Genomic DNA, 20,212 nt, shown 5'->3' with positions numbered 1-20,212 from the left:
GGAAAAGACCTTTTAGTAGTTTACATGCAAATTCAATTTTCCAAAATGCACGGGCTGGGTAACGATTTTATGGTCGTTGATAACGTTACCCAGAATGTATTTTTCTCGAAAGACAAGATCCAGCGTCTGGCGGATCGTAATTTTGGTATTGGTTTTGACCAAATGTTATTGGTTGAACCGCCTTACGATCCGGAACAAGACTTTCATTATCGCATTTTTAATGCTGATGGCTCTGAGGTATCACAATGTGGTAATGGAGCCCGTTGCTTTGCCCATTTTGTGAAAATGAAAGGGCTGATCAATCGTAATAAAATTGTGGTTAGCACCAAAGCTGGAAAAATGGTGTTATATTTGGAAAAAGACGGTCAAGTGACGGTTAATATGGGTAAGCCAATATTCGAGCCCAGCTTAATTCCTCTCAAAGCCAGTAAGGAAGAAGGCACCTATATAATTCGAGCCAATGAACACACGGTCTTTTGTGGTGCGGTTTCTATGGGTAACCCTCATTGTGTTTTGGAAGTTGACGATGTAGACACCGCTCCGGTGGACGTACTCGGCCCATTGTTAGAAAGACATGAACGCTTTCCTGAAGGGGTAAATGTCGGCTTTATGCAGGTGTTATCACCTACGCATATCAAGCTACGGGTATTTGAGCGTGGAGCCGGTGAAACCTTAGCCTGTGGCAGCGGTGCTTGTGCTGCGGTCGTCGTTGGGCAAAGTCAAATGAAACTGGGCAATGAGGTGCAAGTTGATTTACCCGGCGGTAGCTTAAAAGTTCGTTGGCAAGGACGGGATCAGGTGGTTAAAATGACCGGACCTGTTGAACATGTTTTTGATGGTACGATAAGTATATGAATGAGACATCCAGAAAGGAAGAACCGAGCATGATAATGACAGACTCATTATCAGAAACGGCATTATCAAAGGAACAAGTGACCGAGTTTTTAATTTCTAACCCGGAGTTTTTGGTATCTCATCCCCACATTCTTAATCAAATCAAGATCCCTCATCATTTGCCTGGTTCAGTGTCGTTGGTCGAACGCCAAGCCGAACAACTTCGTGAAAAAGTTAAAATACTGCAAAAGCAATTGACCGAACTACTGAATGTCGCCAAACAAAATGAGCGTATTTATCGTATTTACGCTGATTTGAATTTGCGCTTGTTTAAATGCCGCACGTTAGTAGAAGTTGAACAGAGCCTGTCCGATGTATTACTGCATCAACTCGAACTGGATGAAATTTCACTGAAATTATTTGGCTCTGAAAACGATCTGCCCGAAACCAGTAAACATCACTTATTGAAAAAACGTTTTCATGATCGAATTTACTACTTAGGCCGCCTAAGCCATGCCGAAATGGCAATGCTATTCGATAAAAAAAATATCGGCTCGGTGGCCATGATGTTACTTGGAGAACAAGGTGAAATGGGGTTATTGGCGATTGGAAGTCATCAGCCGCACCATTTCCATCCTGGTATGGATACGTTATTAATCACTCAGTTGCAGCAGTTTCTAACCTTAATAATACCGCAGCTGGCCGAGTTTTAAGATGTCTAAGCCAGCGTTAACTGTCTGGCTGGATAAATTTCTCGCCCATCTGAAATACGAACGCAACCTTGCGGTTCTAACCCAGCAAAATTATCAGCGCCAATTATTATCGGTGATGGATACCCTCAATCTGGACGATTGGTCACAGTTGAATGTAGATAATGTACGTAATGTGTTATTTCAGGCTCGTAAAGAACGTTTGAGCCCACGAAGTATTGCCTTACGATTATCCGCTTTGCGCAGCTTTTGTCAGTATCTGGTTAGCCAAAAAGTACTGGATATTAACCCGGCCAAAAATGTACAGGCGCCAAAACAGGGCCGCCCGTTACCCAAACAGCTTAATGTTGATGAAGCCAATCAACTGATGTCGATACCGACAGATTCTTTATTAGCCGTGCGAGATAGAGCCATGCTTGAGCTCACTTACGGCTGTGGTTTACGATTAGCTGAACTCACCAACTTGAATATTAATCACATAGAGGAGGGTGGCCACCAACTCAGAGTTAGGGGTAAGGGCAGCAAAGAACGCTTATTACCGATAGGAAAAGAGGCACAAAAATGGTTGAGCGAGTGGTTAGCAATGCGTAATCAATTGGCTAAGCCGGATGAAAAAGCCCTTTTTATTAGTCGTCAAAATCGGCGTATTTCATCCAGACAGATCGCCAAACGAATGAAACATTGGGCAACGAAACAGCAGCTTGATCAATCGGTTAATCCGCATAAACTAAGACATTCATTTGCCACACATATTTTAGAATCGTCTGGTGATTTACGCGCAGTGCAAGAGTTGTTAGGCCATGCAAATCTTAGTACGACTCAAATTTATACCCATTTAGATTTTCAACACTTGGCTAATGTGTATGATCAATCCCATCCACGAGCCAAAAAAACCAAAAGTTAACTATGATTTTTTACCGTCGTTGGACCCCTGTTAAAGCCTTATCTTTTGATTTGGATGACACCCTGTATTTTAATCAGCCCATTATTGAACAGACTGAACAACAATTAATCGAATATTTGCGGCATAACTATGCGGCTTGCCAGCAGACAGATAAGAAATTTTGGCAACAAGCTAAGCGACTTGCGATTGCTGAAGATCCAACTTTGCTGCTGGATTTCACCCTAATGCGTCACGGTACTTTGCGCTATGGATTTAAACAGTGTGGACTAAAAGGGAGCCAACTGGAACAGGCTGTAGAAGATGGATTTAACGAATTTTATCGGCTACGTAGCGACTTTGCTGTTGCCAGACCTGTTACTCAACTACTGGCTAATTTAGCTGAGTTTTATCCGCTGGTCGCAATTACTAATGGCAATGTTAATTTGGACAAAATTGGCATTGCCGATTATTTTAGCCATCGTTTCCATGGTGGTATAAAACAGACCTTAAAACCCCATCGAGCCATGTTTGATTTAACCGCACAGGCGCTAGACTTAAAGGCAGAGCAAATATTGCATATTGGCGATGACTTTACTAACGATATTATAGGCGGCTTAAAAGCCGGCTTTAAAACCGCCTGGTATGCCGAAAACCGTGACATGCGACTTAAGCGAGAGTCGGTGAGTCTGCTACCCGATATTCATTTACAGCAACTTAGCGATCTGGAATTTTTACTACCTTAATCATTTTCGGGAGAACATCATGGCGGTTAAAGAAATTAGTCACCCCCTTATTCAGCATAAACTGGGCTTAATGCGCGAAGCCGGGATCAGTAGTAAAAACTTTCGAGCCCTCGCCAGTGAAGTAGGTAATCTACTGACCTACGAAGCCACCCGCGATTTGGAGACAGAGCCGGTCAGTATTACCGGCTGGGCTGGTGAGCCTATTGAGATTCAAAAAATCAAGGGTAAGAAGATTACCATTGTCCCCATTTTACGCGCCGGCCTTGGCATGCTTGATGGGGTCATGCAGTTGATCCCAAGCGCGCGCGTCAGTGTAGTAGGTCTGTATCGAGATGAAGCAACCTTGCAGCCAATCGCTTATTTCGACAAAGTAGTAAAAGATGTTGAAGAACGCACTGCGCTAATCGTTGATCCCATGCTGGCAACAGGTGGAACACTGATTGCCACTATCGATTTACTTAAACAAAAAGGCTGTAAACACATTCGAGGATTATTTTTAGTGGCGGCACCGGAAGGCATTGCTGCGGTAACCCAATCTCATCCGGATGTGGATATTTATACCGCGGCGATTGATGAAAAGCTAAATGATCAAGGCTACATACTGCCTGGTTTAGGTGACGCCGGTGATAAAATATTTGGAACTCGCTAAACCAACAACAAGGAAAAGCGATTTTCACCGCAAAAGTGACGCACTCAAAATACTGTAAGATGTACTTTGAGTGCTGTTCTGTGCATCATTCAGTCTTTACTTTCCAGTGCACGGTTTTTCCCGCATAGAAAGGAACAATATCATCACCACTTGGCAGTTTGATTTGCTCTGGCACCTGCCAGTCTTGTTTTACCAAGGTTATATAGTCAGAATTTCTGGGTAAAGCATAAAAGTCGGCACCGTAATGGCTACTAAACCCTTCCAGCTTATCCAGCGCGTTTAGTTCGTCAAAGACTTGTGCATACAATTCAATGGCACTCCAGGCACTATAGCAACCAGCGCAACCACAAGCGGACTCTTTGCGATGTTTCTCATGAGGGGCAGAATCCGTACCGAGAAAAAACTTCTTCGAGCCAGACGCAACCACTTCTAATAATCGCTGTTGATGAGTCTGACGCTTTAACACCGGCAAACAATAATTATGTGGGCGAACCCCACCTACCAATAAATCATTTCTATTTAACATCAGATGCTGCGGTGTAATAGTTGCAGCAACATTAGCAGAGCTGGCCAGCACAAAATCGGCCGCATCTGCAGTAGTAATATGTTCAAAGACCACCTTTAATTGCGGGTGTTGTGCGACAATCTTAGCCAGATTCTGATCAATAAAGATTTTTTCCCGGTCAAAAATATCAATGTGTTGATCTGTTACTTCACCGTGAATTAACAGCAACATGCCACATTCTGACATGGTTTCAAAAACAGGTGCCATCGCAGCTAAATCAGTAACCGCAGCATCAGAATTAGTCGTTGCACCGGCAGGATACAATTTCGCGGCTACAACACCGGCTGATTGAGCAGCCAAAATATCAGCGGAACTGGTATTGTTGGTTAAATAAATAGTCATTAACGGTTGAAAGGTCGAATTTTGAGGGCGAGCTGCAAGAATACGATTCTGATAAGCAATCGCCATCTCTGCGTTAGTGACTGGAGGCACCAAATTAGGCATTACAATAGCACGTGAAAAACAGCGGGCAGTAGCAGGCACGGTTTCTAACAGCATATCGTTATCACGAAAATGAAGATGCCAGTCATCTGGCTTTTGAATGGTAATCTCAGTCATACTACTTTCCTATCTGTTTGAGGACTGAGATTGTAGAGTCAGCAGACATGACAAGCAACAGCTTATCCGTTAACAACCTTCGCTGATAGCAAGTGTGGGAAATGCTGTTCAATTCGTTGTAACATCTGTTCAAACTGTACGGGCAAATTATCCATAAAATATTGCGCATCAATATAGCAAGGCTGGCGTAAACCTTTATGAGCAATATAGTTACCGACAGGCTCGATTTTTAATCCGACCATTCGCATACTACGCACTAATTTGGGTTCAGATAATAGATACACATGACGACGTCCACTATCTGCAGCATGTTTTAATGAGCTGAGATAAAGGTATAGGTTGATATAGGGATAAGTAGCTTGCTCAACACTAATACTTTCGAAATCTCGCCTCTTAAGTGGGTGAAACGCTTTATCCACTGTTAGTCTGGATATTTCACAAACTTCATGTCGACTAAAATTTCTCGGGTGCAATGCACCTTCATATAATTTCTGACAACTCAGCAATTCTACAGGTAAATAATCACTGTCTTCATAACAATTAATAATCCGGGTACAACCAACAATGTTATTAGAAACACTGTGAGCTATTGATATATAGTCTGATCTTAAATCAAACTCATCTTGTTCTTGCTCTTCAGCGTTAACTGGTTCAAAGCCCAATGCCTCACAATACACTTTGTGACGGAGGCGATAAACATCGATACTTCTTGTGGGATTTTCTAAGTAGCTGAAGCCTGATTCGAGTTGGAAGTAATCGAAGAACCGGCGAATATGAGGATTTAACGCTATAGGCTGCGCAATGTGTTTTTCTGTTTTATTTAACGTTATCGAATTGTTGGCTAACTGCATCTGCTGTTTCGTTACCATTTATATATTAAAAGTTACAACACCAATATACCAATTCGGTGCCAGAGGGCCCTTCCATAGCTTATTTAATCTATCTAGGTACTGACATTTATCTTTTCAATACATCCATAACCATTATTTAACAATCAAAAAATGTGCCATTACATTTTTATCTTTATAAAACAGTGATTTAATACAAATTCAAACAACTATTGTATAACAATTGTTAATTATTATTGTCTGTGTATTCAGACACTTCCTCGCTCAAAACAAAAAAATCTTATTTTTCAACAACATAATATGTATCCAATTAGATACAGATGGATGTTGTTTATAATTTATTGGGTTACGACTGGACTTCAACTCTATTTTTACCATTCTCTTTAGCCATATATAAGGCTTTATCCGTATTTAAAAATACATTATCCAGCGAATCACCATTTTTAAATACAGATACGCCAATACTACAGGTCACTTTACCTACAGGTTCGATATTATTTCTCGCTACTGCTTTGCAGATTCGTTCTGCCAAAGCGGTAGCATCGGATAAAATAGTATCCGGTAGCAAGATAATAAATTCTTCTCCACCCCAGCGCCCGACGACATCAATGCTTCTAATTTGTTTTTTTAAGATTTGGGCTGTTTTAATCAACACGCGATCACCCACATTATGCCCGTAAGTGTCATTAACCGCCTTAAAACTATCCAGATCGATTAACATCAAACACATACTGGTATTGTGTCTTATCGAACGATTTAATTCTTTTGCCACTATTTCTTCAAAATAACTACGGTTAACAAGAGCGGTCAATGAATCATGAGTGGATAAGTATTCAAGCTTCCTGTTACGTTTTCTCAATTGCTCTTGTAAGCCAAGTAATTCCTGGTTTTTTAAATCCAATTGAAAGTTTTTAGAATCGAGCATTACACTGTGCATTGCCAAGGTGTAATAGCGGTAGGCTAAAAACAATAAAACAGCTAACGCAACAACGATCCAAATCCATACATCAGCTAATCCGATGCCTTCGTTATACGATACCACTCCCCAACGACGTAGAATATTATCTCGTTGAGTACTATCAATAGAAGCTATGACTTTTTCCATAATACGATGTAATAACGGCTCTGACGGACTAATACCCACACGAAGTTTGTCATTTAAATTAGGCGCTCCAAAAATAATCAAATTGGATAACCCCAAACTTTTAATTTGTTCAATGACAAAAGGTAATGAGCCTGCCATTGCATGTACGTGACCACGCGAAACCAACTTCAAAGCTTCTCGTTCAGATTCAACCAACACTATTGTGATATCCGGGTAGTTGCGGGTTATCATTTCTTGATAGCGATAACCTCCGGTAATGGCCAGAGTTTTTCCATTCAGATCGCTTAAGGTTTTAATGTCCTCCTTGCCTTTTAGCGAAACTAATGCTGCGGGCGTGGTGACATAAATAGAGGAAAAGTTAATATACTTTTCTCGTTCAGCACTGCTGTTAAGCATTGGAATAATGTCACACTGATTTTGACGAAGGGCATTGAGGGTTTCGAGCCAAGTTGAAGTGGGAATCAAAGTAAAATCAACGCCTAATCGTTGTTTAAAAATAGCAACATAATCTGCTGATAAGCCAATATGCTTACCATCAACAATTCCTTCAATTGGCAACCAATCAGGATCAACACAGTAATTAATAGTGTGGCGTTGATTTAGGTAATTTTGTTCATCCTGATCGAGTTTAATTGTTTGTGCATACGCGCTAGACGCAAACAAGCACACGACTATTAATAAGCGCAAAATTATTATCGTACTTTTATTATCAACAAAAATATTCAACGCACATCCTGTTAGTCTTGTAAGCTATCTAAACAGCGGATTCAGAAACGCCCTGATACTCTTTAGTGGCTACCCATAATAAATAAACACTCATCCCGGTACCGATCCAAAGCGTCCATTCAATCCAGTTTGGATAAGTTTGTAAAAGCAATGCAGCAAATAACAACGTATTTTTTGTCCACTCCAGTAGCGTGCTGTAGTGGCGTTTTTCCATCAATGCACCAATAGATACGCTAGAAAAAACCACAAAACACAATGTCATCCACTTTTCTAAACTAGGCATAGTTTGATAATTGATTAAAAATAACACCGCGATAAACAACATTAAAATATGCTGAATTGCACAATAAACTTTTATCGGTAAAGTTAAATCAATATCAAATTTTTTAAATTTGGTTAAATCCACCCTTGGCAGCGGATATTTTTGTTCAACATCGGCCGGACGCCAACCTGTGGGTTTAAACCAGATAGCAATTTTGTCTTTCCAGCTTTGCGTATGAAAACTGTCTTTTGCCAGTTGTGTATAAACATGAATATTGGCCCATAACGGATTCCAGCTATGTAAGGCTTTTCTAATCCCGTAAATAGGAGGTTCTTCGTCCAGCTCTTCCTGAAACGTACCAAATAGTCTGTCCCATAGAATAAATACGCCACCATAATTACGATCAATATAGACCTGATTCTGGGCGTGATGAACCCGATGATTAGAGGGCGAAACAAAGATCCATTCAAACCAACCGAGCTTAGGTACATGACGGGTATGTACCCAAAACTGATAAATAAGATTAAGCGATGCAACAGTAATGAGTACAGTGACTGGTACACCGATTAATGCCATCGGTAAATAAAAAATCCAGCCGACAAAACCGCCACTGGTTTGCCTGAGAGCGGTGGTCAGGTTGTATTCTTCGCTGGAGTGATGCACCACATGAGCAGCCCAGAGAACATTTATTTCATGACCCAAGCGGTGATTCCAGTAGTAACAAAAATCATACAAAACAAAGGCCATAACCCATACCCAAGGTGCTTCAGGCAGGGTAGTTAGTGATACATATTCAACCGAAATGGCATACATGGAGAGGGGAATAACGCTGCGGGCAATTTGATTCATGCGGCTTACGACCCCAATCGTCAAACTATTTACAGCATCATTCAAACGGTAATATTCAGTATTGCGGACTTTATCTAGCAATAATTCAATGCCAATTAACAGAAAGAAAAAAGGTATTGCATAGAGCACATAACTCATCAGTTAATTCTCACCCGGCATCAGAATTGATCAATTCATATTGTTGAATGATCAGTTAGTTTAAATTTTATTCAGTGTAAAGTTTTGCTCTTTCACTGTCCATCACTCAAGTAATGCCTAGCATGCGATAAATAACGAGTCACTGTCGTTGGTTTAATCATCAAACAACTATTTTTCTTCTTTTTGACTAAGGGCTAAAGTGAATATGGTTAGTTAAATACGTCAAATCAAATAATCTCAGCAAGACCTAACTATTTAATAACAATAAATATGCATGATTACGGATGAATTTTTTCAACTATTTGATTACCCTGTGGTCTTCATTAGTACATTGGATGACAAAAGGCTTACTGTTATGACTGACGACATCAATTCCACTTCTCCCCGTTCGCTTCTCCCGTACCTGTTTATTGCTGCACTGCTAGTGATATTTGTCGCGGCTTTATACCTTTGGAACTCCAACAGTGTTAAGGAAGAACCTGTTGTTTCAGAGCCTGTTATCCTGCCAGAACCTAAACCGGCAGCACCCGAACCGCAAGAGCAAACTGAAGAACAACAACAGGTGGTAGAACAACCAATGCCTGAGCCTGCCGTTACAGCACCGGAAAATATTGAACCTGAGCCACCCAAACCGGTAGATACCAAAGACAGCACGATTAAAAAGCTGATTGCGCAAACATCCGATTATGAGGCGCTGCCACAAGTATTGGTGAATGATGATTTATTAGAACGTTTTGTGGTATTTACCGATAATTTGGCTAATCATGATTTGGCCAATAGTCATCGCTTACTTACTCCACCCAAACAAAAATTCAAAGTATACCAACAAGCCGACAGGCAATGGATTGATGCCTCAAGCTATAAACGTTACAGCCTATACACTGATATTTTTACCTCGATGGATAGCGAAAAATTGGTCGATCTGTTTAACACCTATCAACCAGCAATGGCTGACAAATATGCCGAAGTGGGCGCGACTCACAAACCTTTTCGCGAGGTAGTAGAACAAGCTATCGAGCATCTATTGGATACTCCCGAGGTTCCAACCCCTATAGAAGTGACGACAGATAGTGTGATGTACAAATATGTGGATCCTCAACTTGAGCAATTATCAGCGGTACAAAAACAGCTATTACGTACTGGCCCTGAAAATATGCGTCAAATAAAAGCTAAATTACGCGAAATCAAAGCTTTATTAGTTGAGACGAGTAATCAATCAGAATGATATGAAACTGGAATACCTGCAACAGCAGTTAGATGAAAACAGTCAGGATCCCCATACTCACTGGGATCCGCCTTTATGTGGCGAAATCGATTTAGTGATTAAATATGATGGCAGCTGGCACTATGCTGGCTCACCCATTAACCGGAAGGCATTAGTCAAACTGTTTGCCAGCGTTTTACGTAAAGAAAATCAACAGTACTTTTTAGTCACTCCGGTCGAAAAAGTCATTATCCGTGTAGAAGATGCCCCTTTTATCATTACCCAATGGAACCAATTACAAGGGCAGTTATATTTTACCACCTCTATCGATGATGAAATCCAAGTCAGTAACAATCATCCCGTAGAATTGCTAAAAAATAACGTTACGGGTGAAACACTGCCATATTGCCTCGTTCGAGATAATTTATGGGCCAGATTACACCAAAACGTGTTTTATCAATTAGCTGGTGCAGGAAATATCGATCATTGGCAAGGAAAAGAACATCTACTTATCAAAAGTGGGGATTATCAATTTAGTTTAGGTGAAGTGTAAGCACTTAAGCTCAATCCTTTACTCAGCACCTTTTTTTAGCAAGTAGCGATAAGGCTTAGCTGCCGTATCGCTACTGATTAACTGATGATCCATAAAGCGGCAAAAACTGGGAATGTCCCTTGTTGTAGAGGGATCATCAGCTACGACAGCCAAGGTTTCTCCCTCTTGCATCTTGCGGATGGCTAAACGCACCATCATTACCGGTTCCGGACAACGTAAGCCCAGTGCATCAAGCTGATGATCAGCGTCAGAATAACAATCAGATGCCATATTGGGTTCGATAGGCCTCGATATTGTGCAGGTGCTCAACCATTTCCGGTTGTTCTTGCAAATAAGCGATTAAATCCGTTAAACCAACAATGGCCACTACTTGAGTGTTAAAATCCCGCTCTACTTCCTGAATAGCGGATAATTCACCCTTACCTTTTTCCTGACGATCCAATGCAATCAAAACACCAGCCAATTCAGCTTCATTCGCCTGTATAATTTGCATGGATTCGCGAATTGCGGTGCCGGCAGTAATCACATCATCCACTAGCATAATACGCCCTTGTAATGGACTGCCTACCAACGAACCGCCTTCGCCATGATCTTTCTTTTCCTTGCGATTGAAACAATAAGGTTTATCAATGTCGTGTTTGTCGGCTAACGCCACCGCTGTTGTTGTGGCGATAGGGATGCCTTTATAGGCGGGACCAAATAACACATCATACTCAATCCCGGCATTAACCAACGCGGCCGCATAATATTGCCCCAAGCGAGCCAAGTCTCGACCAGTATTAAACAAACCGGCATTAAAAAAATATGGGCTGGTACGGCCGGACTTTAATGTAAATTGACCAAAACGTAATACTCCACGTTCAACCGCAAACTGGATAAACTCGCGTTGATAGTCCTGCATCAATCCCCCTTAATTTAGTGCCGATTTTTGCAAATCAAAGATTTCACGCAGACCGTGTTTTGCCAATTCCATCATTTCCTGCATTTCATCGAAGCTAAATGGCTCTTCTTCAGCAGTACCCTGAATTTCAATCAGTTTACCGGTATCTGTCATGACCACATTCATATCGGTTTCTGCGGCGGAATCTTCCAAGTACTCAAGATCAGCAATGGGTGTGCCTTTATAAACACCTACAGATAGCGCAGCGATCATATGTTTAAGCGGATTGGTTTTAATAATGCCCTTGCTGCGCATATAAGTTAAGGCATCAACTAACGCCACACAGGCACCGGTAATAGAAGCGGTGCGTGTACCACCATCAGCCTGAATCACATCGCAATCAACAATAATGGTATTTTCGCCTAACAGTTTTAAATCAACCGCTGCACGCAAAGCACGGGCGATTAAACGCTGAATTTCCAGGGTACGGCCACCTTGTTTACCACGGGCAGCTTCTCGATCGCTGCGGGTATGGGTCGAGCGGGGAAGCATACTGTATTCGGCAGTAACCCAACCTTTACCTTGCCCTTTCATAAAACGGGGCACACCTTCTTCGACTGAAGCGTTACACAACACTTTGGTATTACCAAATTCCACCAGAACAGAGCCTTCTGCATGGCAAGTAAAATTGCGGGTAAAGGTAACAGGACGTATTTGATTGGCAGTTCTTCCGCTAGGGCGCATGGTATTTCCTTTAGATAAGCATGGCCGACGATTATAACTGCTTTATGTCAGGCAAAAAACCGCAAATGTTCGCGCTGGCTCAACAAGTTGGTATACTGACAGCTCATTTTTACTAAACGGAAACTAATCCCATGATATACAGCATGACTGCCTTCGCACGACACGAACTTAAAGCCGAGTGGGGCACTGCCGTATGGGAAATCCGCTCGGTTAACCAGCGTTTTCTGGAAACCTATTTTCGTTTACCCGAACAATTTCGCGGTATGGAACCGGTGTTGAGAGAACGTTTTCGCAAACAGTTGCAACGAGGCAAGGTGGAATGTGCTTTACGTTTTAATGCCAATGATGCCGCTGTGGGTAAATTGAGTTTGAATCATGATCTGGCCAAACAATTAATGACAGCGGCCGATTGGGTGCAATCTCACGGTCAGTCAGGCGGCGTCAATCCAGTGGATATTTTGCGTTGGCCAGGTGTAATGAATGCCGAAGAAGCCGATATGGACAATATTCAGGCCGAGTTAATTGCCGCATTTGATGCGTGCCTGAAAGATTTTATCACTGCACGTGCCACTGAGGGTGAATCATTAAAAGCCATGATAGAACAGCGATTAGATGGTATTGAAGTCGAAGCTGGCAAAGTCGCCGAACAAATGCCAACGATTGTTGAATGGCAGCGTGAAAAAATTACCAGCCGTTTTGAAGAAGCCAAAATCGAGCTGGATGCGACTCGTCTGGAACAAGAAATGGTCATGCTGGCACAAAAAATCGATGTCGCAGAAGAACTCGATCGTCTCAATTGCCACATCAAGGAAACCCGTAATATTCTAAAAAAAGGCGGTGCAGTCGGACGTAGGCTGGATTTTATGATGCAGGAATTCAATCGCGAATCTAACACCTTAGGCTCCAAAGCCATCCGCAATGATATTACCCAATCAGCGGTAGAATTAAAGGTATTAATCGAACAGATGCGTGAGCAGATCCAGAATATTGAATAACACTAAAAAAGCCCTGAATTCAGGGCTTTTTATTGTTCTAGTTATAACCTTCATCCAGCCAACGTTGTAGGTAAGCGCTGCAATCCACTATTTCAGAATTACCATAAAGGCATAGCCCAAGTACCTATTTAAACGAGCTATTGTTGCCTACTTACAAACACCTAAACGATTACAATTTAAAAAGTGATTTAAAGTAATTCTATTCTAGATAAAAGTAGTTTGTTAACACCTTGTAAACAGGTAGTCTAGGTCAAGTCGATAAGCCAACCTGTTGATATTGTTTTCTTTATTTAAACAGAATGAACTACAGTTTAAGCATAATTACAAAAAATGGTGTGTTTTATGAGCGATAAACCAGTAAACAGCAAAATTAGCCTAATCGAACTGGTGTTAGGATTTTTGGCTTGTTTATCTGTTGTATTGCTACTTATTCCTAATGATCTTATCAAGTTTAAAAAAACACTAATTGCTAATCAGCACGAAGCCCATCTATATAGCGATGTGTCACAAGGTGGCCAAAGCCAGGTGAAGTGGATCGATAAAGAACAGCAAATTTGGCAATGTCAGCTGCGTAACCAAAGTATTAATCCCTATTGCAGTATGCAGCTTGATATTGTCGATCAGGATGCGCACGGTCTTGATTTGAGTGACTACGATAAAATGACGTTGTGGATTTCCTATACCGGAGATGCCGATTCATTGCGTATTTATCTGCGAAACCGCAATCCTAAATACTATAAATTGGGTGATATTACCTCGACCAAATATAACGTCGTTGAAGTCCCCGTTGACCAACTGGAAAACGGCTTAACCATTGATATGAAAAACATTAATGTCGCTGACTGGTGGTTGAGCTCACGCCGAATCCCATTGGCCCTGTCTCAACCAGAATTTGATGACGTATTATTTATCGAAGTACAAACAGGTTCTCAAACCAGACAGGGTACCCACCAGATCCAACTAGAACGGATCGAATGGGAAGGGGCATGGCTTACCCAAGCAGCTTTATACAAAATAATTATCCTGATCTGGATTATATGTATTTTCTCTATATTGCTTTACCGCGTTATTATTTTAAATATCGAGCTAAAACGAAATCAACGCTATCAAAATGAACTGGTATCGATTAATGAATTACTTAATCTCAAGAATAAAAGGTTTGAAGATTTAGCCAAAACGGATCAGCTCACTGGATTGCTCAATAGACTGGGAATACGAGAAGCACTTTATGATGGGATGAATAACTGGAAAACCTATCGACATCCTTTTTCATTTATTCTCATCGATATAGATCATTTTAAACAACTAAATGACACCTACGGTCACGATACGGGTGATGAAGTATTACAGCAAGTTGCTCAAAAATTGAGTGCCAATATCCGTCGTACTGACTTTTTGGCACGCTGGGGCGGTGAAGAATTTATTCTGGTTTGCGCTAACACCAGTTTAACCGAGGCCAAAGTCGTGTCGGAGCTGCTAAGAGAAAAAATCGCTAACATGGAAATAGCCAAAGTGGGGTCAATTACCGCTAGTTTTGGCGTCGCAACGATGACCTCTGCAGATCTTAAAACACTGTTTAATGATGCCGATAAAGCACTTTATCAGGCTAAAGCACAGGGGCGTAATAGGGTAATTTGTAGTACCACCAAAAACTGAACAGGCTGTTAAACTAAGTTCAGTTTTTGTTCACCTGATAATGGCCACACTGAGATCATCTTGATAACAGGAATGATCTCATGAAAAAATTATTCTTTACCACGTTACTGGTTAGCTGTTCTTTTTTATCTCATGCGGCAGAGAATGCCCAATGGAAAACCCGCTCAATTGAAAAACAGTTTTCTCAGCAGAGCGCGGTATTAAGTAAATCGTCACAGCAGGATCCATCGTCCAGCAATAATCAATCCATTCAAACCCAAGCGGCCAGAGTACTGGCAGCACGACCTAGTATTGATGATTCAGATTTTTGGATTTACGACGCCTGGACTACTTTAGAAAAAGATACGGATTATGACGGTTATTACCATGCCATCACCGTCGAGTTTGATGCCGATACCATTTACTCCCATGCTGATGTTTATGCTCGTCTTTATCTTAGTAGTGGTGGGGATTTTTATGAATACCACACAACCTCCAGTTTTCATATCGACGGAGAAGACAGTCAGGATAGTTTTATCGTAGAAACGGATTTACTTGAAGGCTTTCCAGCCAATGATTATGAATTACTGATTGAGTTATATGACAGTGATACTGATCAATTAGTGGCAACATTAGATGGTTATGATGATGCAGATTTGTATTTGTTACCCTTAGAAAGCCGTAATCATGAACATACTTCAGGCGGCCAGGTAACCGTAACAACGGAGTATGGTGGGGGTATTGGTGTAGTTACCGGCCTGATGTTATTGCTACTGACATGCTATCGTTATAAGACTAATCGGCAGCCTTAATGGTTGCCTGCCAATTCACCGCTTGCCAGCGATTGTCCCGCTTTACAAAAGTACCACTATTTAAGTATTTGTTAATCTTAAGGCCCGTACCTTCGCCAGTGGTTCCTACCAAGGTAAATGTGACAACGGCAATATTATCGTGCTGCCAAATATGCATGTCTTCAGCACTGTAAATCGTTAATTCTGAACTGGCTTCGACGGGTCCACTAGCCATAACCCCGTCCATCAACTCTTGCTTACCGAAACGGGTACCATTAGAACTGGTGTATACTAGTTCGTCTGCCCAAAATTTATCGTGTACTGAGGCATTGTTATAAGTAGCGCCATGCAAGAAATGATCGATTAATTGGCTAAGCTCATCTTCCACCGTATTGGCAAACAATGGTACCGAGAAGAATGTAACCAAGGTGAAAATAATTAATTTAATCTTATTCATTCTATTGTCCTTTAAATCGCTAAAATTCAAGTTTAAACAGCATTTCGGCCAAATCTGGCTGCCATTGATATTGACTTAACTTAACGCGATTATTGATCACAACAACATCTTCTTGCTGTAGTAATCCTTTTTGAATATCAGCTTGTTTTGAGCCAGCAGGAAAGGCTATTTGTCCATTAGAGCGTAAAATGCGATACCAAGGCAATGGCCTGTCATCAGGATTTTTACCCAGCGCCTTACCGACTAATCTCGCTCTGCCGGGTAACCCCGCCAAATCGGCTATTTGCCCGTAACTGGCGACTTTACCCTTAGGAACCGTTTCTACCGTTTGCCAAATTCTTTTATACTGTTCGTTCACTTTTAAATTAGAGTCATAATGTCAAAACGCCAGTATTGTCCGAATTGCCACTATCCTCAATCGGTTTGTGTCTGTGATGCCGTTAAGCCAATCAATAATCAAACCAAAATTATCGTTTTACAGCATCCCGCAGAAGTCAAACAAGCAAAAAATACCGTTAGATTATTAACGTTAGGACTAACCCAATGTGAAGTAGTTATTGGCGAAAAGGCCGCTGATTTCGCGCACATGAAACTGCATTGTGAACAACAAGCTGACGAGTTTGCCGTGTTATACCCTAATGAGCATAGTGTTGAGTTAGAAACCCACCACTGTTCAATAAAGCCGGTTAGAAATTTAATTTTACTCGATGGCACATGGAAAAAAGTGTATAAAATCTGGCAATTAAATCCTTGGCTGCATAATCTGCCAAGTTGTCATTTTGCCAACCCACCTGACAGTATTTACCAACGCAAAACCAAATTAGACTATAGTCTTTCCACATTAGAGGCATGCTCGTATGCCCTGAATTTAATTGAAAAGACTAACTACGCTACATTAACACAGTTATTGAGAATAAGGCAGAGCAGGGGATTTTGAGCTTAACTAATCAAAAGCAATAATTGAGTGTTCTTCAGTTTTACCCGATACCGCCACGGAGCCTTTTATTTTAACCATTTCCTGTGCAGATAAATGCCGCCATTTACCCGGATTAAGTCCTTTTAAATTAATATTCATAATCCTGACCCGCTTTAATCTAATCACATCGTAGCCTAAAAACTCGCACATCCGGCGGATTTGTCGATTTAAGCCCTGAGTTAGTACGATAGTAAACTTATCCTTGGCGATTTGTGTCACTTTACACTTCTTTGTGACGGTACCCAGAATGGGTAACCCGCCGGCCATTTTTTTTACAAATTGGTCGTTTAGCGGTTTATCTACCTGAACCTGATATTCCTTCTCATGATTATTACCGGCACGCAGGATTTTATTCACAATATCCCCGTCATTAGTCAGAAAAATCAGACCTTCAGATGGTTTATCCAGTCGACCGATTGGGAAAATACGTTCAGGATAGTTAATGGCATCAATAATATTGCCTTTAACTTTGCGCTCCGTTGTACAAGTAATACCTATTGGCTTGTTGTACGCAATAAATACGGCTTCAGGTTTCGATTGAAGCGGTTTTCCGTCAATTTCAACCACATCATCAACTAATACTTTAGTACCTAATTCCGGTACTAGGCCATTGATTCTAACCCGTCCTTGTTCAATATATTTGTCCGCTTCGCGGCGGGAACAGAAGCCAGTTTCACTAATGTATTTATTCAGGCGTTTAGCGTCGGTCATATCTTTCAATATACGAAGTGTAATACCGAGATCTTAACTGATCCCTTCGCACATAACCAAATTTCACTAATGCTGTTTAATTAATCTGAGTTAATTAGGTTTTAAAGACTCTTACCTGTTGTTGTAATTTTTCAGCTAAAAGTGCTAAATCACTACTAGCTTGAGCATTTTGTTGCGAGCTTTCCGTGACACTGCCAATACTGATACTAAACTCATTCACGTTTTCACTAATTTCGTTCGCTACCATGGTTTGTTCTTCTGTAGCGGTAGAAACTTGAGCATTCATATCCGCAATTTCAGACATGGCCTGAATAATATCCGCCAGCACCGTAGATGAATCTTCTGCATGACCGACACTATCGTTAGCGCGATCCTGTGCGCGGCTCATCGAATCAACAGATTGTTTAGCCGCAATTTGCAGCTTACTGATCATTTCACTAATGGATTCTGTGGCTTTTTGTGTATTGTGGGCAAGTTGCCGGACTTCGTCGGCTACCACCGCGAAACCTCGGCCTGAATCTCCCGCTCTAGCAGCTTCAATTGCGGCATTCAGCGCCAACAAATTAGTCTGTTCAGCCACACTTTGAATAAGCTGAACGACCTGATTAATTTCGTTGGCCTGATTATGCAACTGCTGGATCACATCGGTGCTTTCATTCACTACTATTGATAAATCACTGATTGATTGAATGTTTTGTTTTACTTTTGTTTGGCCTAACTCGGCCTGTTTATCAGCTTCAGAAGCTCGTTGTGACGTCTGCAGCGCATTATTTGCTACTTCCTGAATAGCTGCGCTCATCTCGGTAATAGCAGTGGCTATCATCCCATTTTGGTGTTCTTGTTCAGTCGCTGTACTGGCAACTTGGGTACTAATTGCATGCATTTCTTCAGCCGCGGCAGATAATGAAACCGTTGCCTCAGTCACATCAACAACCAATGCATGCAGTCTATCTATCATATTGTTAAAACCGGTTGCAGTTTCTGCTATTTCATCACTACCGGTAATTTTTGCTCTTAATCTTAGATCGGTAGTTGTCGATATTTCAGTAATGGTGTCACGCAATCCGGATAAAGGTTTATGGATCGATTGATAGATTAAAAATGCCACCGTAAGCATACCGATTAAGACAATGATAATGGCACTAATAAGCACTGTTTGGGTGGTTTGGTAATCGTCATTAGCTTTATCTCTGAACGACTGTGATTCATGCAATTGCAGATCAATTAACTCTTTATAAGACTCACCTAGCGGATCAAAAGCTTGGTACAATTCGTGATTAAATGCTTCGTCAGACATGCCAATCAAGGTTCCTTGATTAGCCATTTCTTTATATTTCTCAATTAACTGTTCTACCGGAGTTAAATATTGTTCAACGTGATTAACTAACCGGGATTCATTGCTGGTAAGTTCCGTAGATAAATAGGCTTGCCATTTTTGTTGGGCTATTTTCTCTGCATCACCAAGACTTTTAAACAACTCGGTTTTGTTTATAATTTTGGCTCTATATTTATGTAATAAGTCCACCGTACTTACCGCATAACTATCAGACACCTGCTTAAGTTGCTGTAGAGGTACAATTCTATCTAAATACAGACTATCTATACCTGTACTCAGCGAGCGCAATACACCCAATGTGAAAATAAAAGTAACAACAAACAGTAAAGCGGGTAAACCCGCCATCAAAGCCAAACGAGTCTTAACCGTAAAAGAATTCAACATAACAATATTCTCAATACTAGATGGTAAGGATTTTGATCTTTTGTTTTGATCAATTGGTGTTTAAACGCTCAATGTAACTTTTAAAATAGATAGTTTTTTCGACTATGTCATTTAATTGTATGATTTTTAGCTAAATTTTATATCGACTGAAGATAATTTTTCTCTAGTCCATAGATAAGAATAGTTTGATCATGGCATTAGCCATTATTTAGGACATAAAAAAACCCGCCGAAGCGGGTTTTTAAGCAAGACTAATTTACTTTCGTAATTGTTTAATCAATCTTAATTGTGCAATGGCTGCCGATAGCTCAGCCGCGGCTTCTGCATAATCAAAATTGGTACCCGGATCAGCAATATGTTGTTCAGCGCGGCGTTTGGCTTCTTCCGCTGCCTGTTCGTCTAAATCTTCAGCCCGAACTGCCACATCAGCTAATACAGTAACGTTACCTGGTTGAACTTCCAGCACACCACCAGCAATATAAATTACTTCTTCGTGACCGTGTTGTTTAACCAAACGTACCATACCCGGTTTAAGAGTAGTCAGCAGAGGAGCGTGACCAGGGTAAATACCCAGTTCACCTTCGCTCCCGGTTATCTGTATTGTTTCTACGCGACCAGAGAATACTTTATCCTCGGCGCTGACTACATCCAGATGTACTGTCATAGCTGCCATCAA

General features: G+C 41.1%; 22 protein-coding genes and 1 pseudogene. 11 read left to right on the top strand and 12 right to left on the bottom strand.

All coding sequences use genetic code 11. The features are described 5' to 3' along the window. Positions 1 to 24 precede the first annotated feature (24 nt). Genes dapF through upp form a run of 5 tightly spaced genes read left to right on the top strand, consistent with a single transcriptional unit; the run spans position 25 to position 3,819 of the window. The gene (dapF, locus tag ACTD55_RS15140; RefSeq protein ID WP_438865178.1) at positions 25 to 855 is read left to right on the top strand and encodes a diaminopimelate epimerase; all 831 of its coding nucleotides are present in this window, start codon (positions 25 to 27) and stop codon (positions 853 to 855) included. Between the two features lie 29 nt (positions 856 to 884). Next, positions 885 to 1,547, top strand: a complete 663-nt coding sequence (locus ACTD55_RS15135; RefSeq protein ID WP_438865177.1) for a DUF484 family protein — start codon at positions 885 to 887, stop codon at positions 1,545 to 1,547. 1 nt (position 1,548) lies between these two features. Continuing rightward, positions 1,549 to 2,448: a tyrosine recombinase XerC gene (xerC, locus tag ACTD55_RS15130; protein WP_438865176.1), complete on the top strand. Its 900-nt coding sequence runs from the start codon at positions 1,549 to 1,551 to the stop codon at positions 2,446 to 2,448. Positions 2,449 to 2,450: 2 nt separating this feature from the next. Further along, positions 2,451 to 3,170: an HAD-IA family hydrolase gene (locus tag ACTD55_RS15125; RefSeq protein WP_438865175.1), complete on the top strand. Its 720-nt coding sequence runs from the start codon at positions 2,451 to 2,453 to the stop codon at positions 3,168 to 3,170. 19 nt (positions 3,171 to 3,189) lie between these two features. Next, the gene (gene upp / locus ACTD55_RS15120) at positions 3,190 to 3,819 is read left to right on the top strand and encodes a uracil phosphoribosyltransferase (protein ID WP_438865174.1); all 630 of its coding nucleotides are present in this window, start codon (positions 3,190 to 3,192) and stop codon (positions 3,817 to 3,819) included. A gap of 85 nt (positions 3,820 to 3,904) precedes the next feature. Here the strand turns inward: upp and pyrC are convergent, their stop codons facing one another. The 4 genes from pyrC to ACTD55_RS15100 form a co-directional block, all read right to left on the bottom strand. Then, positions 3,905 to 4,942: a dihydroorotase gene (gene pyrC, locus ACTD55_RS15115; RefSeq protein WP_438865173.1), complete on the bottom strand. Its 1,038-nt coding sequence runs from the start codon at positions 4,940 to 4,942 to the stop codon at positions 3,905 to 3,907. Positions 4,943 to 5,004: 62 nt separating this feature from the next. Further along, positions 5,005 to 5,793: a PEP-CTERM/exosortase system-associated acyltransferase gene (locus ACTD55_RS15110; protein WP_438865172.1), complete on the bottom strand. Its 789-nt coding sequence runs from the start codon at positions 5,791 to 5,793 to the stop codon at positions 5,005 to 5,007. 343 nt (positions 5,794 to 6,136) lie between these two features. Beyond that, positions 6,137 to 7,621, bottom strand: a complete 1,485-nt coding sequence (locus tag ACTD55_RS15105) for a diguanylate cyclase (RefSeq protein WP_438865171.1) — start codon at positions 7,619 to 7,621, stop codon at positions 6,137 to 6,139. Positions 7,622 to 7,649: 28 nt separating this feature from the next. After that, on the bottom strand, positions 7,650 to 8,870 hold the full coding sequence (locus tag ACTD55_RS15100; RefSeq protein WP_438865170.1) for a sterol desaturase family protein: 1,221 nt from the start codon (positions 8,868 to 8,870) through the stop codon (positions 7,650 to 7,652). A gap of 355 nt (positions 8,871 to 9,225) precedes the next feature. Between ACTD55_RS15100 and ACTD55_RS15095 the strand changes: the two genes are divergently transcribed. Further along, entirely contained in the window at positions 9,226 to 10,095 is an 870-nt protein-coding gene (locus ACTD55_RS15095; RefSeq protein ID WP_438865169.1) for a DUF3014 domain-containing protein, read from the top strand. 1 nt (position 10,096) lies between these two features. Then, positions 10,097 to 10,627 carry a DUF1285 domain-containing protein gene (locus ACTD55_RS15090; RefSeq protein ID WP_438865168.1) on the top strand — a complete coding sequence of 177 codons (531 nt, stop codon included), beginning with the start codon at positions 10,097 to 10,099 and terminating at the stop codon, positions 10,625 to 10,627. 18 nt (positions 10,628 to 10,645) lie between these two features. Here the strand turns inward: ACTD55_RS15090 and tusA are convergent, their stop codons facing one another. From tusA to rph, 3 genes are read right to left on the bottom strand one after another with little or no spacing between them, the layout of a single operon-like run. Next, entirely contained in the window at positions 10,646 to 10,897 is a 252-nt protein-coding gene (tusA, locus tag ACTD55_RS15085) for a sulfurtransferase TusA (RefSeq protein ID WP_438865167.1), read from the bottom strand. Next, positions 10,887 to 11,528, bottom strand: a complete 642-nt coding sequence (pyrE, locus tag ACTD55_RS15080; RefSeq protein WP_438865166.1) for an orotate phosphoribosyltransferase — start codon at positions 11,526 to 11,528, stop codon at positions 10,887 to 10,889. Before pyrE ends, tusA begins: the two co-directional genes overlap by 11 nt. A 9-nt stretch (positions 11,529 to 11,537) precedes the next feature. Beyond that, positions 11,538 to 12,251, bottom strand: a complete 714-nt coding sequence (gene rph, locus ACTD55_RS15075; RefSeq protein ID WP_438865165.1) for a ribonuclease PH — start codon at positions 12,249 to 12,251, stop codon at positions 11,538 to 11,540. Between the two features lie 131 nt (positions 12,252 to 12,382). On the opposite strand from rph, the gene ACTD55_RS15070 reads away from it, so the two are divergent. The 3 genes from ACTD55_RS15070 (at position 12,383) to ACTD55_RS15060 (ending at position 15,693) form a co-directional block, all read left to right on the top strand. Further along, positions 12,383 to 13,246, top strand: a complete 864-nt coding sequence (locus ACTD55_RS15070; RefSeq protein WP_438865164.1) for a YicC/YloC family endoribonuclease — start codon at positions 12,383 to 12,385, stop codon at positions 13,244 to 13,246. Between the two features lie 342 nt (positions 13,247 to 13,588). After that, complete coding sequence (locus ACTD55_RS15065) at positions 13,589 to 14,902, top strand: GGDEF domain-containing protein (RefSeq protein WP_438865163.1); 1,314 nt, start codon at positions 13,589 to 13,591, stop codon at positions 14,900 to 14,902. Positions 14,903 to 14,982: 80 nt separating this feature from the next. Beyond that, positions 14,983 to 15,693 carry a choice-of-anchor H family protein gene (locus tag ACTD55_RS15060; RefSeq protein ID WP_438865162.1) on the top strand — a complete coding sequence of 237 codons (711 nt, stop codon included), beginning with the start codon at positions 14,983 to 14,985 and terminating at the stop codon, positions 15,691 to 15,693. Here the strand turns inward: ACTD55_RS15060 and ACTD55_RS15055 are convergent. Beyond that, positions 15,677 to 16,129: a nuclear transport factor 2 family protein gene (locus ACTD55_RS15055; protein ID WP_438865161.1), complete on the bottom strand. Its 453-nt coding sequence runs from the start codon at positions 16,127 to 16,129 to the stop codon at positions 15,677 to 15,679. The genes ACTD55_RS15060 and ACTD55_RS15055 overlap by 17 nt on opposite strands. A gap of 19 nt (positions 16,130 to 16,148) precedes the next feature. After that, positions 16,149 to 16,487 (bottom strand): MGMT family protein, encoded by a 339-nt coding sequence (locus ACTD55_RS15050; RefSeq protein WP_438865160.1) that lies wholly within the window; start codon positions 16,485 to 16,487, stop codon positions 16,149 to 16,151. An 18-nt stretch (positions 16,488 to 16,505) separates the two neighbouring features. Between ACTD55_RS15050 and ACTD55_RS15045 the strand changes: the two genes are divergently transcribed. Continuing rightward, on the top strand, positions 16,506 to 17,066 hold the full coding sequence (locus ACTD55_RS15045) for a tRNA-uridine aminocarboxypropyltransferase (RefSeq protein ID WP_438865159.1): 561 nt from the start codon (positions 16,506 to 16,508) through the stop codon (positions 17,064 to 17,066). Between the two features lie 21 nt (positions 17,067 to 17,087). Here the strand turns inward: ACTD55_RS15045 and rluF are convergent. The 3 genes and pseudogenes from rluF to ACTD55_RS15030 all read right to left on the bottom strand — a co-directional run. After that, positions 17,088 to 17,816, bottom strand: a pseudogene (gene rluF / locus ACTD55_RS15040) (23S rRNA pseudouridine(2604) synthase RluF); the annotation flags it as partial. A gap of 94 nt (positions 17,817 to 17,910) precedes the next feature. Next, entirely contained in the window at positions 17,911 to 19,536 is a 1,626-nt protein-coding gene (locus ACTD55_RS15035; protein WP_438865158.1) for a methyl-accepting chemotaxis protein, read from the bottom strand. Between the two features lie 256 nt (positions 19,537 to 19,792). Then, positions 19,793 to 20,209 carry a F0F1 ATP synthase subunit epsilon gene (locus ACTD55_RS15030; protein WP_438865157.1) on the bottom strand — a complete coding sequence of 139 codons (417 nt, stop codon included), beginning with the start codon at positions 20,207 to 20,209 and terminating at the stop codon, positions 19,793 to 19,795. Positions 20,210 to 20,212: the final 3 nt, after the last annotated feature.

Source organism: Neptunicella sp. (assembly GCF_048268085.1).
Taxonomy (GTDB): Bacteria; Pseudomonadota; Gammaproteobacteria; order Enterobacterales; family Alteromonadaceae; genus Neptunicella.
The sequence above is the reverse complement of the archived record's forward strand: the minus strand, read 5'-3'. Positions and strand labels throughout refer to the sequence as shown.

What these genes read in the sequence shown, in the direction of transcription:
- dapF (WP_438865178.1), top strand. Translation starts at nt 25, where the DNA reads ATGCAAATTCAATTTTCCAAAATGCACGGGCTGGGTAACGATTTTATG.
- ACTD55_RS15135 (WP_438865177.1), top strand. Translation starts at nt 885, where the DNA reads ATGATAATGACAGACTCATTATCAGAAACGGCATTATCAAAGGAACAA.
- xerC (WP_438865176.1), top strand. Translation starts at nt 1,549, where the DNA reads ATGTCTAAGCCAGCGTTAACTGTCTGGCTGGATAAATTTCTCGCCCAT.
- ACTD55_RS15125 (WP_438865175.1), top strand. Translation starts at nt 2,451, where the DNA reads ATGATTTTTTACCGTCGTTGGACCCCTGTTAAAGCCTTATCTTTTGAT.
- upp (WP_438865174.1), top strand. Translation starts at nt 3,190, where the DNA reads ATGGCGGTTAAAGAAATTAGTCACCCCCTTATTCAGCATAAACTGGGC.
- pyrC (WP_438865173.1), bottom strand. Translation starts at nt 4,942, where the DNA reads ATGACTGAGATTACCATTCAAAAGCCAGATGACTGGCATCTTCATTTT.
- ACTD55_RS15110 (WP_438865172.1), bottom strand. Translation starts at nt 5,793, where the DNA reads ATGCAGTTAGCCAACAATTCGATAACGTTAAATAAAACAGAAAAACAC.
- ACTD55_RS15100 (WP_438865170.1), bottom strand. Translation starts at nt 8,870, where the DNA reads ATGAGTTATGTGCTCTATGCAATACCTTTTTTCTTTCTGTTAATTGGC.
- ACTD55_RS15095 (WP_438865169.1), top strand. Translation starts at nt 9,226, where the DNA reads ATGACTGACGACATCAATTCCACTTCTCCCCGTTCGCTTCTCCCGTAC.
- ACTD55_RS15090 (WP_438865168.1), top strand. Translation starts at nt 10,097, where the DNA reads ATGAAACTGGAATACCTGCAACAGCAGTTAGATGAAAACAGTCAGGAT.
- tusA (WP_438865167.1), bottom strand. Translation starts at nt 10,897, where the DNA reads ATGGCATCTGATTGTTATTCTGACGCTGATCATCAGCTTGATGCACTG.
- pyrE (WP_438865166.1), bottom strand. Translation starts at nt 11,528, where the DNA reads ATGCAGGACTATCAACGCGAGTTTATCCAGTTTGCGGTTGAACGTGGA.
- rph (WP_438865165.1), bottom strand. Translation starts at nt 12,251, where the DNA reads ATGCGCCCTAGCGGAAGAACTGCCAATCAAATACGTCCTGTTACCTTT.
- ACTD55_RS15070 (WP_438865164.1), top strand. Translation starts at nt 12,383, where the DNA reads ATGATATACAGCATGACTGCCTTCGCACGACACGAACTTAAAGCCGAG.
- ACTD55_RS15065 (WP_438865163.1), top strand. Translation starts at nt 13,589, where the DNA reads ATGAGCGATAAACCAGTAAACAGCAAAATTAGCCTAATCGAACTGGTG.
- ACTD55_RS15060 (WP_438865162.1), top strand. Translation starts at nt 14,983, where the DNA reads ATGAAAAAATTATTCTTTACCACGTTACTGGTTAGCTGTTCTTTTTTA.
- ACTD55_RS15055 (WP_438865161.1), bottom strand. Translation starts at nt 16,129, where the DNA reads ATGAATAAGATTAAATTAATTATTTTCACCTTGGTTACATTCTTCTCG.
- ACTD55_RS15045 (WP_438865159.1), top strand. Translation starts at nt 16,506, where the DNA reads ATGTCAAAACGCCAGTATTGTCCGAATTGCCACTATCCTCAATCGGTT.
- ACTD55_RS15035 (WP_438865158.1), bottom strand. Translation starts at nt 19,536, where the DNA reads ATGTTGAATTCTTTTACGGTTAAGACTCGTTTGGCTTTGATGGCGGGT.
- ACTD55_RS15030 (WP_438865157.1), bottom strand. Translation starts at nt 20,209, where the DNA reads ATGGCAGCTATGACAGTACATCTGGATGTAGTCAGCGCCGAGGATAAA.